Below are 11,385 nucleotides of genomic sequence, written 5' to 3'. Positions count from 1 at the left end.
GATTAAAAATATAACAAACGAAGAAGGTATTACTATGTCTATTGAAGTTAAAGTACCTGCCCTGCCTGAGTCGGTAGCTGATGCTACCGTGGCTACCTGGCATAAAAAAATTGGCGATAAGGTCTCTCGTGATGAAAACCTCTTAGATTTGGAAACAGATAAGGTTGTTTTGGAAGTGCCTGCCCCTGCGGATGGTATTCTCAAAGAAATTCTGTTCAAAGAGGGTGACATCGTTCAATCCAGCCAGATTCTTGCGCGTATAGAAAATGGTGCTGCTGCATCTGCTCCAGTTGAGAAGCAAGAAAGCAAGCAAGCAGAAACTAAACAAGAAAACCTTGCAAGTGAAGATAAATCAACAAGTCCCGCAGTAAGGCGAATTCTTGCTGAAAATGATCTGCAGGCTGGTCAAATTGCCGGATCAGGCAAGGATGGTCGTATTACAAAAGATGATGTACTGACTTTCATCGAGTCAAGTCGTGAAAAGACTGCCAAACCAGCAGCTCGACAAGAGCCTATGGCTCCGATGGGCGTACGTGAAGAGCGTCGCGTTCCAATGACTAGGCTCAGAGCTAAAATTGCTGAGCGTCTCGTACAGGCACAACATAATGCAGCGATGCTAACAACCTTTAATGAAGTCAATTTAAAGGCAGTGATGGACTTACGTGCTCAATATAAAGATAGTTTCGAAAAAAAGCATGGCGTCAAATTGGGCTTTATGTCCTTTTTCACCAAGGCGGTTGTTGAAGCTCTGAAACGTTTTCCAGCAGTTAACTCATCTATTGATGGTCAGGATATTGTTTACCACGGTTATTACGATATCGGGATTGCAGTCTCGACCGAGCGTGGTTTGGTCGTGCCTGTAGTAAGAGATGCTGATCAAATGACAATGGCTGATATTGAAAAATCAATCAATGATACCGCTACCCGTGCACGCCAGGGTAAATTGTCGATGGAAGAAATGCAGGGCGGAACCTTTACCATTACTAATGGTGGTGTTTTTGGTTCTCTCCTGGCAACACCCATTATCAATCCACCACAAACTGGTATTTTGGGAATGCACAAAATTGAGGACAGACCAGTCGTTGAGAAAGGACAGATTGTTATTCGGCCTATGATGTATGTCGCCTTGTCCTATGACCATCGTTTAATTGATGGTAAAGAATCAGTACAGTTCTTAGTGACTGTAAAAGAGTTACTGGAAGATCCTTCCCGTTTATTACTTAATGTTTGAGGTTAACGATCAACCGCAAGACCCGCGTTGCCGGGTTTTGCTTTTTAAAGGGTGCTAACGATGAATTTACATGAATACCAAGCCAAGCAGTTATTTGCTAGCTACGGACTGCCTGTTCCTAATGGTCAAGTAGCCCAAAGCGTAGAAGATGCACTGCAAGTTGCTTCACAATTATCAACATCAAAATGGGTAGTGAAAGCCCAGGTTCACGCCGGCGGCAGAGGTAAGGCTGGTGGTGTTAAGTTGGTATCTAGCAAGGATGAATTGGCTTCAGTAGCTAAATCATTATTAGGTACTCGCTTGGTGACTTACCAAACTGATGCTAAAGGGCAACCTGTTAACACGCTTCTTATTGAAGAAACCTGTGATATCGGCCGTGAATTGTACCTTGGTGCAGTTGTCGATCGCTCAAGCCGTCGCGTGGTAATCATGGCGTCTACAGAGGGTGGTGTGGAGATTGAAAAAGTAGCTCATGAAACGCCTGAGAAAATCTTCAAAATCGAAGTTGATCCCTTGGTTGGTGTTATGCCCTACCAGTGTCGAGATACAGGGTTTAAGCTCGATTTAACTGATGATCAAATTAAGCAATTTACTCATCTCATGATGGCTTTGGGTAAGATGTTTGTTGAATGTGATTTAAGCTTGCTTGAAATTAACCCGCTAGTGGTAACCAAAGCCGGTAACCTTATTTGCCTCGATGGCAAAATCAATATTGATGGCAACGCACTGTATCGCCAACCAAAACTGAAGATGATGCGTGATACTTCTCAAGAAGATGAGCGTGAAAACCGTGCTACAGATTGGGAACTAAACTATATTCCGCTCGATGGTTCGATTGGATGCATGGTTAACGGTGCTGGCCTAGCTATGGCAACAATGGATGTTATCAAATTGCACGGTGGTGAACCGGCAAACTTCCTTGATGTTGGTGGCGGTGCAACCAAAGAGCGTGTCAGTGAAGCCTTCAAAATTATTCTTTCTGATGAGAGTGTCAAAGGCATCCTGGTTAACATCTTCGGGGGTATCGTTCGCTGTGATTTGATTGCTGATGGAATTATTGCCGCAGTTAAAGAAGTCGATGTAAAAGTACCTGTTGTTGTGCGCCTCGAAGGCAATAACGCAAAACTGGGTGCAGATATCTTAAATAAGAGTGATTTGAACGTAATCGCTGCTGACAGTTTGACTGATGCTGCGAAAAAAATCGTGGCGGCTGTCGCCTAATTATCATCTTTGGTTGGCTCTGGACTAGCTAGAGCAACCAGAACACTATTTTGAGGCTAGCAATGAGTGTATTAGTTAATAAAAACACAAAAGTACTTTGCCAGGGCTTTACTGGCAAACAAGGAACCTTCCATTCTGAACAAGCAATTGCCTACGGTACACGCATGGTTGGTGGGGTGACGCCAGGTAAAGGTGGACAACAACATCTAAGTTTGCCAGTTTTTAACACAATGCGTGAAGCTGTGGAAGAAACTGGTGCTGAAGCATCTGTGATCTACGTTCCTGCTCCTTTTTGCAAGGATTCTATCCTTGAAGCAGCAGATGCAGGCATCAAATTGATTGTTTGTATCACTGAAGGTGTTCCTGTACTCGATATGCTGCAGGTAAAGGTTTACCTTGAGAACAACACTGAAGCCCGTTTGATAGGACCAAACTGTCCAGGAGTTATCACTCCAGGCGAGTGCAAAATCGGGATTATGCCTGGTTCGATTCACCTACCTGGAAAGGTTGGTATCGTTTCTCGCTCAGGTACACTGACTTATGAGGCTGTTAAGCAAACTACTGATAAAGGCTTTGGTCAAAGCACTTGTATAGGTATCGGTGGCGATCCAATTCCCGGTACTAGCTTCATCGATGCCTTAGAGCTGTTTGAGCGTGATCCACAAACTGAAGCAATTATCATGGTAGGTGAAATTGGTGGTTCAGCTGAAGAAGAAGCTGCAGAATACATCAAATCAAATGTACGCAAACCCGTCGTTTCTTACATCGCTGGAGTAACTGCCCCAGCCGGTAAGCGCATGGGACATGCTGGTGCTATTATTTCTGGCGGCAAAGGAACTGCTGCTGAAAAGTTTGCTGCTCTTGAAGCTGCTGGGGTCAGAACTGTACGTTCTCCTGCAGATTTAGGTGATGCAATCGCAGAAGTTACAGGTTGGAAATAAGTCCAAGCACACATATTAAATGTAGTAGGCTGGGCTGATAAGCCCAGCGAAATTAGGTAAATGCTGGGCTTATCAGCCCAGCCTACATAATCTGTATATCTCAATCTGTAATCACGAAAAATCTCGAAAAATGAATTTTTAATAGTCATTATGTAAAAAAAATTTAAGATCTTTCATATTTTCTTAATGTTTTGAATTTATACTTTCGATATATCTACGAATAAGAGTCTATCAATGCTTGAACAACAAGAAATAAGCAATTTTATCGCCAGAGATATAAAAGAACTTTCCAACTTTGTTCTTGATCTCTGTGGTTTTACCCTCGATGAAGCAGGTTATGACTCTAAGGCCTATGTTTTCTATCTTAACGTTGCCTTTAGTCATCAAGCAATCCTGCAAAGTGAGGAATGGCATGCAATCTGTAAGGCTGTTGCCGATGCTAATCAAAGCGGCAGACCTGTAAACTGGGCGCAGGAAAATCAAGACTTACATAAGAAAATTGTGGCTTTTGCACAATCGATTGTGACTGAAGTCACTGAAGCAAGCCAAGATAACTTGGCTATTAAGCTGATTAAAACCAGTTACCTGTCAAATCTGGATAGAGCCAAGAAGAGTACTGAGCACGCGATTAGACACCTCGCTGTTAAGCCTGGGCAAAATCTTTTTAATGTGAATGTTAGTACAGTGCTCCCTCCTGAAATAATGGCACAAGAATCTGTAGACTTTATCGGTGTACTAAAAGCGCAAAGGGCTTATTTAAATTCTTTGTTGGAACTACCCTTTGTCTTGGAAAAATTATGCATCCGCCTCGCTGAGAATAAGCCAGGAGCAAATTATCAACCGCGTAAAACTGCTGAGATGCTAGCAAAAACTCTTGATACTATCGATGCTGCTCTTAACGCAGATGAAGCAGACCGCCAAGGCAAACTCATTAGGGGACTAAAGCTGGCTCTTGCAGTAACAATGCCAGATGTTCAATTTGCAGACCATGAACTCGTTGATATGTTATCTGATGAGTTCTTGCCCTTTGTTAATAAAATAATTGAGAGTCATCATACTCTTGGGGCTGAAAAAGCAAAAGTTTTCCCCAAAAATGACGATGGTTCTGAGAGTGAAGAGGCTATTGCCCGCAGACAACTCCTAGCTACAATGGATGTGCAATTTGATTCAATACAAGATATTTTAGTTAACACACTGCTGGAACCAGCGAATCAATGCAGCCAGGCTATTACAGGCACTGTTGGCTTGGGTTTGGCAGCAGTCAATGCCTTAGTCACTGATAATCAGATCGATCGCTTAGCCTACATAGGAACGGCTTTTGAAAATTTCGATAAAATAGCAGCTGTAAGTGCGCAAATCGACCCCTCTTTACTTCCTTCCTGGCTAAACCAGGCAAATGGCTATTATCAACAGGTAAGAACAGGTGCTACTGTTGTAGAAGGTGTCGCGCAAACCGCTCTTAGAGGACTTGGCGCATTTTATGATTACGCAGTTGCTTTAATTCCTAAGGCAGTGCGCAATTATTTGTCACGAACCGATTCGCTGACTAGAGTTTTAAATCAGATTGATGAACAGCCAAATGATTTTCAGCTTGATAAGGTAATGGCCTATTTCGCTTTTTATGATTTAGTAAAAGCAGGGGCAATTCAAGATGATGATCTCAAGTCTAAACTCTTTGATGCCTATATGTCTGAGGTAGTTAAAGCTGATACTAAGCTTAGGCCAGAGGAGTTTCTGTTTAAGGATTACAAACAGCTTGAAAATCAATTGCGAAGCAAATTTAATCTTCAGCAACCGTTGGCTGCTGGGATTGCAAATGTTATGAGACCGAGTGTTCCGACGGCGTCCTTAATTGGTGCCGTAGACTTCTTTAAGATTTCTTCACCGCAGAAACTAGAAATCTTAATACTTGTCAATCGATTACAAACTCTGGAATCTAAATTTGATTCTAAAATGCCAGTGCAGGCATTTAATGAGTTAATTAAGGCTGTTGAGGAAGTAGCAAAATATGAGTCTGAGGCGCTAAAGAATTTTCATAAAGAATTCTTAGTACCCGCAATGTTGCGTATGCAAGGCGAATATCAAACCAAGCGCCTAATCCCTTTGTTAGAAACCCTGCTACAGACAACAACTAACGAAACACATAAACTGCGCGTGGTTTATTCAAAATTAAAGGAAAATATCAATTTATCACCACGTGATATCAATTTTCTCAACGACTACATCACTAATCATGGTGAGTTTGGAGCGCAAGAAACTGAAGAGTTTGATAGTTTCAAGGCATTATCCACATTGCTTCCTCCTGACAAGAAAAAATTAGAAAATTCAAAATGGTTAACTCCAAGTGAAAAGAACAAGCAAGATGCCGCCCATACTTTAGAAACAATTACACCTGGTATTCAATTATTATTGGATGTGCTGCAAGATCGATTAGATGAACAACTTGATTCTTGCAAAGAATTGACGGCACTTAGTTCTAACGAACGAATTACCAAGTTAGCTGCGAAAAAATTAGAATATATTGCTGCATTAAATGGTTTAATCAATCAGTTACGAGCTGGATTGGAAACGCCACATAGCGATTTACAAGGTTATCTTCTGCAAATGCTGCAAGGTGATCTAGCTGCTATGACAGCGGAACCAAGAGAAATATTAGCTGCAAATACTGCACCGGGTAAGCTTCTAGACTTAGCCTGGAATATATGGCCCTCTGCTGCAGATAAGCTATCTCCCACTAATATGTTGGCTTACCGATTGCTGACCTATTATTTAAAACAGACTGAAAACCAACCTCTTCTGGATGTTGTCCAAGCTGAAGAAAGCTACAAGGTGGAATTAAATAGCAATCCAGTTCCTGCCTTAATGAAAGAATTAAATGATCCTCTTGCGCCAGTGAATATTATTCCAAGCCAAGAAAAAATCATGGACGCAATTGTCCAAAACCTTGTTGAGGCCGGTAAAAAATCAGCCTTTTCTTGGGGGGTGAATTATGTACAACAAGTTGTTGCAGGTATTAGTAGAGAGCAACTTGTCAGATTTTTACCCTATCCCTTTTTAGCTGAGTTGGCCTTGCAGGCGATTCAAAGTGAAACTGTGCAAGCACGTATATCACCAATCGTTAACTCCCTAATGAATGAATACGGTGGCGTGGTTTCCGATAAACTTGATGAGTTCACTAAGATAGCAAAATCCAGACTTTATCCCATACTGGGCATTGAGCTCCAGAAGACTATTGAAGCCGGTGCTTATAACTATATGCTCAATCCTGATAGTGCCAGTGCGGCAGATCGCGATTCTTTTGCAATGTATTATCTGCAATACCGTGAGATGAAGATAAATTCTGAACCTTTTGATGAGCAAGCAGTAATTCAATTCCTTTTCGCTGAGTTATTAGCAGATAACAAGCCAGAACAACAGGAAGAGATCAAAGGTATTATTGCAGCTACTTTTGACAACCTAGATGCGAAATTGCCAGATTTCGCACCGCCAAAATCGGATGCTATTAAAGAAACTGAGCTCCAATTGGAATTTTTAATAGGGCATCTCGATTTGAGCGATCACTCAAACGATACACTTATTAAATTAGCGCTTGTTAATCGACTTCTGGTAATGGCTATGGATGCTGCTGAGCAGCTTGGTAATGCGGAGCAAGTCACTCGCCTACAAGAGCAGGCAATTAGGAAATTAAGTGATACCCTTGAAAAAATCAATGAGCTATCAGTAGCTTATAAAAGCGATCAAACTCGGACTGACGAAGATGATGATGAAGGCTTTGTATTGATGTCAAACAAGGCTACACCAGAGTCAATGGTTGAGGTAATTTCTGGGGCAAACAAACGAGCCGCAAAATTGCAATTGAGCCAGGTTAAAGCTCGTATAAACAAGGCTAAAGATGTCGTTGATAAGCAAGTGAATAAACATCAGGCTATGTTGTCAACTAAAGAGCCTTTATTAGGGCTGAGTGTTTGGGAATGGGAATATAAGAAATCAACATCGAATCGAATAATAGTTAATGTTCTCTTGTTCCTAGCAAAGTATTTGGGGCCAATTTTTACTTGGTCGAGCATTATCAGCGCTATTCTTGCCGGTAAAGGTACTATAGCTGTGTTGGCAATTAGTGGAGGTCTTAGTGCGACAGGCATAGGCTTGGCTGTAGTTGCTGGGATAGCAGTGCTTAATCTAATATGGAATGTTGGTAGGAAGTTTTATGAAAATCTGGCTGAATTCAAAAGGATAAGCGAAGAAACCCCTTCACTTTCTGAGCGAGCAGGCAAGATTACCTTATTAGTCTTAAAGTGCATCGGTTTAGCATTAGCAAAAACATTGTTTCTTGACTTTATCGCTGTAAAACTTGCGACACTCTTCGCCTTCGGGCCCTTTACAACACTGCGCAATGCATTCAGGGCATGGCCTTCTAAAGATAGAGTTGAAGAAGAGCAGACCTTGCTACTAGGCTTACAAACTAAATTAGCTGCTTTGCAAGAACTGGTTGATAAGCAAATTAATCATATAGAAAAGAAAACGGACCCAGAAACTGAAGCGCTTTATGAGGATCAAAGTCAGGCAATTGATGTCCTTGTTAAAGAGCTAGATCTGGATATGCCAACGGTTGAGACACTTATGAACGGTCTAAGTTCTAATGATGCAAGATTTACTATTGAAAGTTATCAAGAGGTACTAGACGCATATCAAACCAATTTTGCGGACCTTAAGAAAGAGTTTGTCATCTTAGAACGATTACTGGCAGCCCAAGCCGCGATAGCGGTTCAAGAAAAGCCACAAAATGCTGAGGTTAGTAAGCCAGTGCAAAGCGTTGAGAAAGTTCCTGTTCAGGTGACAAAGGAAACTAAAGCGGTAGTGGTGAGTCTCGAAGCCTACAAAGCGAAACTAAATATTGATCAGCCGCATTCACCAGAGCAGCCAGAGGTAAAACAACAGGGTTATGTCAGTAGATTCTGGAATTGGCTCAGGGCGCCTAAAACAACTGTGGTGCAACAGCCTGAGCTGCAAACTAATAAGGCTGCTAGCAGCGTGGCTTTTTCAACTAGTCAGAGTTTTTCAGATTGGGAAAAAATGGGCTCAGTATCTAGTTTACAATTAGGCACTATTCCTCAAAGTACACTTGAGCCAAAACCCAGGCCGCTTAGTGATATGGAGTCATCTTGGATCATGGTCGATAGCATCCTGGATACCCTTTCCGTTACTCATGCTGCAAACGATGAGCAGCATCTAGACACTGAGACAGCTTTATGGCGAAGAAATAAAGCGGACCTTGGAAGCCGTGCTTCAACTATGTTCCCAACAACGGACGATAAGGCTAATACAGGCGATAGAACAATTACCCCAGCAACTGAAACTGGGAACAGAATAGTTTAAGCCCCCCTCTTTACTCTATGTAATAGGGTCGCCCCCACCCCAGTATTGAATTCCCGCGGCTTGAGCGCGGGATCCAGTGTACATTCTGAGCCCATAGATCCCGCGCTCAAGCCCATAGGTATCTATACAAGTGTCTGTAATAAGGTCACGTCCTTCCTTGTTTCAACACTACGTCATCCAGAGCGCAGCGAAGGTAGCACCGTACTACATTCAGGAGAGCCTTCGCTGCGCTCTGGATGACGTGCTTTAGGGGGGCACAGGGCTCATCTATTACAGACACTTGTGTAGATACCTATGGAGCAAGCTGCGGGATTTCGGGATGGGGGTGACTTATTACCTCCAAGATTTTGACATCCCACGTAAGCTATTACATGAGGGCTGCTGACTTGAAATTCTCGCTAGCGCGGGCCTAATTCTTTCCTCGAAAGGTAACTCATTAAACGATCTAACATTTTTGTGCTGAGAACCCGCTTTAAGAAGGCAAAGAGATGGCTGGGAAAAGTCACAGGGTATTTGGCTTTTGGATGTTTGGCTTCAATGGCATGAAGCAATTTAGCAATTACCGCGTCTGTGCCTTGGGTGAAGACTGAGCCTTCCTTTTGCTGGCGATAGCCATTCAGCATTTCCTGATATTGCTGATTGAAATAGCTGTTTTCCTTATCAATTTTTTTAAGCGAATGATCAAGCACATTATCCCTGAATCGACTTTGGATAGGCCCTGGCTGAATAGCAATCACATCGATCCCAGAAGACTTAAGCTCGAGCCTCAAGGTATCGCTTATCCCTTCAACCGCATATTTTGACGCATTATAAGCGCCGCGAAAGGGCATAGAGACGAAGCCGAGTAATGAACTTATGTTAATAATACGCCCATGCCCCTGCTTGCGCATAACGGGGATAGCCAGTCGGGTTAAATCCATGAGACCAAAGACATTGGTTTCAAATTGCTGGCGCATGGCGTCTCGTGGGATGTCTTCCAAGGCACCGGCCTGGCCATAACCTGCATTATTGATCAGGACATCAATCCGTCCTTCTGTTTTATCTAAAACCTCGGCAAAGGCGTTGACTATTGATTCTTCATCATCCATGTCCATAAGTACTGCTTCAAGACCTAAAGCTTGTAATTTATTCAGATCATCTTGTTTGCGACAAGAAGCAATAACCTGATAGCCACGACGAGATAAATCAATCGCAGTATCATGACCAATACCGGAAGAGCAACCAGTAATTAGAATCGTTTTTTGTGGCATAGAAGTCCCTTAGAGTTGCCATTGTGGGCGGCTGTTTTTGTATGAATTGAATATAGCCTGAATGCAGTGAAGCGAAATCAGGGAAGTCAGAGCACTTTTTGGATTTCGCTTCACTGCATTTCAGGCGATGGACTTCTCCCCCTACGCGGAAAGAAAAGAAAACATTATTATTGTCGAAATGATTTAATTAAACTCATCAAGTTCAATGACATAGGAATGTGAGCCCATAGAAGAAAGTCTTCTGAAGTTCATTCCTTTGCATGAGGCGCTAATAACTTGGGGACTCCACATATAAGGACCATCTGCAATTATGAAATTGCAGTATTTATACATATCCAGGCCTACAGCTACATATGCTTGTCCCTTTTTACAGGTAACATCATGCAGCGTAAAACTTCTAGGGCTGGTTGGTATGATTTCTAAATTTTCAATAGAGTTGTAGCTCATGAGGCCAATGTGGGCATCCACGTTATCACTAATGAGGAACTTATCAGTATAGTCACAAGAGAATTTTGTATCAGCATGGACATTAAAAGCGAATAAACCAGCAAGTAAAGACAGAGCAATTTTTTTCATTATTATTAACTCATTATTAGTACTAGGGAAGCTGATTATATGTAATTATAATCTTATGTACAATGGCTTTTTGTCGTCCATAAACTAATATAATTATATGAAAAAAAGAATGATTTTTGAAGAAGGATTTTATTGATTTTACTGTCATTTTTTAATTTTTTCTTGCAACCACTTATCGAATAATTCTCTTCGTTTTGGATCAAGTTCCTTGCGGCGTAAAGCCATCATTTCCTCCATCGATCCTTGTACACAATCGGCAGTTAATCGGTTAATGATAAGTGTGCCATTAATATGATCGATTTCATGCTGCAAGACCCGAGCATAAAAACCATTCTCAATACTACTATGCTGATGTCCCTGCTCATCATAAAATTGAATTTTAATTTGGTTATAACGAGGGACTTTGCCAGCCTTGTTGACTACGGAATAGCAGCCTTCAAAATCAGTGCTTCGACCAGCCGATTCGACCCCTTCATAGGAGGGATTAATCATAATATGCATGGGGTAAGCTTTGGTATTGCTGCGCAAAAAGGCTGCTTCTTCGGGGATATAGATTGCGATTATTTGTTTGTGATGATTAACCTGCGGTGCAGCAAGCCCAACACCACCTAACTCGGTTAATTTCGCTTTCATCGCGGCAATGAGTTCTTTATCCGCTTTACTCAAAGGAAAATTAACAGGCTGTGCCGAGGTTCGTAGGACTCCGGCATGTGTTGGTTGATCAGTCGTGATAATTTCAAGTGCATAAGTCTTTTGTTCTATCATCATTAATCCAAGTGATAGGAAAAAA

General features: G+C 42.0%; 7 protein-coding genes. 4 read left to right on the top strand and 3 right to left on the bottom strand.

Annotated features, from left to right (window positions below):
* Positions 1-34: 34 nt before the first annotated feature.
* The 4 genes from odhB (at position 35) to BN1094_RS00710 (ending at position 8,769) form a co-directional block, all read left to right on the top strand.
* A complete protein-coding gene (gene odhB, locus BN1094_RS00725; RefSeq protein ID WP_043872521.1) occupies positions 35-1,231 on the top strand; it encodes a 2-oxoglutarate dehydrogenase complex dihydrolipoyllysine-residue succinyltransferase in 1,197 nt (398 codons plus the stop codon).
* Positions 1,232-1,291: 60 nt separating this feature from the next.
* Positions 1,292-2,452 carry an ADP-forming succinate--CoA ligase subunit beta gene (sucC, locus tag BN1094_RS00720; protein ID WP_043872520.1) on the top strand — a complete coding sequence of 387 codons (1,161 nt, stop codon included), beginning with the start codon at positions 1,292-1,294 and terminating at the stop codon, positions 2,450-2,452.
* A 62-nt stretch (positions 2,453-2,514) separates the two neighbouring features.
* Complete coding sequence (sucD, locus tag BN1094_RS00715; RefSeq protein ID WP_043872519.1) at positions 2,515-3,393, top strand: succinate--CoA ligase subunit alpha; 879 nt, start codon at positions 2,515-2,517, stop codon at positions 3,391-3,393.
* Between the two features lie 234 nt (positions 3,394-3,627).
* Positions 3,628-8,769 (top strand): hypothetical protein, encoded by a 5,142-nt coding sequence (locus tag BN1094_RS00710; protein WP_043872518.1) that lies wholly within the window; start codon positions 3,628-3,630, stop codon positions 8,767-8,769.
* 398 nt (positions 8,770-9,167) lie between these two features.
* Here the strand turns inward: BN1094_RS00710 and BN1094_RS00705 are convergent, their stop codons facing one another.
* From BN1094_RS00705 to def, 3 genes are all read right to left on the bottom strand, one after another.
* A complete protein-coding gene (locus tag BN1094_RS00705) occupies positions 9,168-10,019 on the bottom strand; it encodes an SDR family NAD(P)-dependent oxidoreductase (protein WP_043872517.1) in 852 nt (283 codons plus the stop codon).
* 183 nt (positions 10,020-10,202) lie between these two features.
* Positions 10,203-10,595 (bottom strand): hypothetical protein, encoded by a 393-nt coding sequence (locus BN1094_RS00700; RefSeq protein WP_043872516.1) that lies wholly within the window; start codon positions 10,593-10,595, stop codon positions 10,203-10,205.
* A 144-nt stretch (positions 10,596-10,739) separates the two neighbouring features.
* Positions 10,740-11,360: a peptide deformylase gene (gene def, locus BN1094_RS00695; protein ID WP_043873622.1), complete on the bottom strand. Its 621-nt coding sequence runs from the start codon at positions 11,358-11,360 to the stop codon at positions 10,740-10,742.
* Positions 11,361-11,385 lie beyond the last annotated feature (25 nt).

Origin of the sequence: Legionella massiliensis, from assembly GCF_000756815.1 — a bacterium.
Taxonomy (GTDB): domain Bacteria; phylum Pseudomonadota; class Gammaproteobacteria; order Legionellales; family Legionellaceae; genus Tatlockia; species Tatlockia massiliensis.
The sequence above is the reverse complement of the archived record's forward strand: the minus strand, read 5'-3'. Positions and strand labels throughout refer to the sequence as shown.

Coding starts and splice junctions, on each gene's coding strand:
- odhB (WP_043872521.1), top strand. CDS start 35: ATGTCTATTGAAGTTAAAGTACCTGCCCTGCCTGAGTCGGTAGCTGAT.
- sucC (WP_043872520.1), top strand. CDS start 1,292: ATGAATTTACATGAATACCAAGCCAAGCAGTTATTTGCTAGCTACGGA.
- sucD (WP_043872519.1), top strand. CDS start 2,515: ATGAGTGTATTAGTTAATAAAAACACAAAAGTACTTTGCCAGGGCTTT.
- BN1094_RS00710 (WP_043872518.1), top strand. CDS start 3,628: ATGCTTGAACAACAAGAAATAAGCAATTTTATCGCCAGAGATATAAAA.
- BN1094_RS00705 (WP_043872517.1), bottom strand. CDS start 10,019: ATGCCACAAAAAACGATTCTAATTACTGGTTGCTCTTCCGGTATTGGT.
- BN1094_RS00700 (WP_043872516.1), bottom strand. CDS start 10,595: ATGAAAAAAATTGCTCTGTCTTTACTTGCTGGTTTATTCGCTTTTAAT.
- def (WP_043873622.1), bottom strand. CDS start 11,360: ATGATAGAACAAAAGACTTATGCACTTGAAATTATCACGACTGATCAA.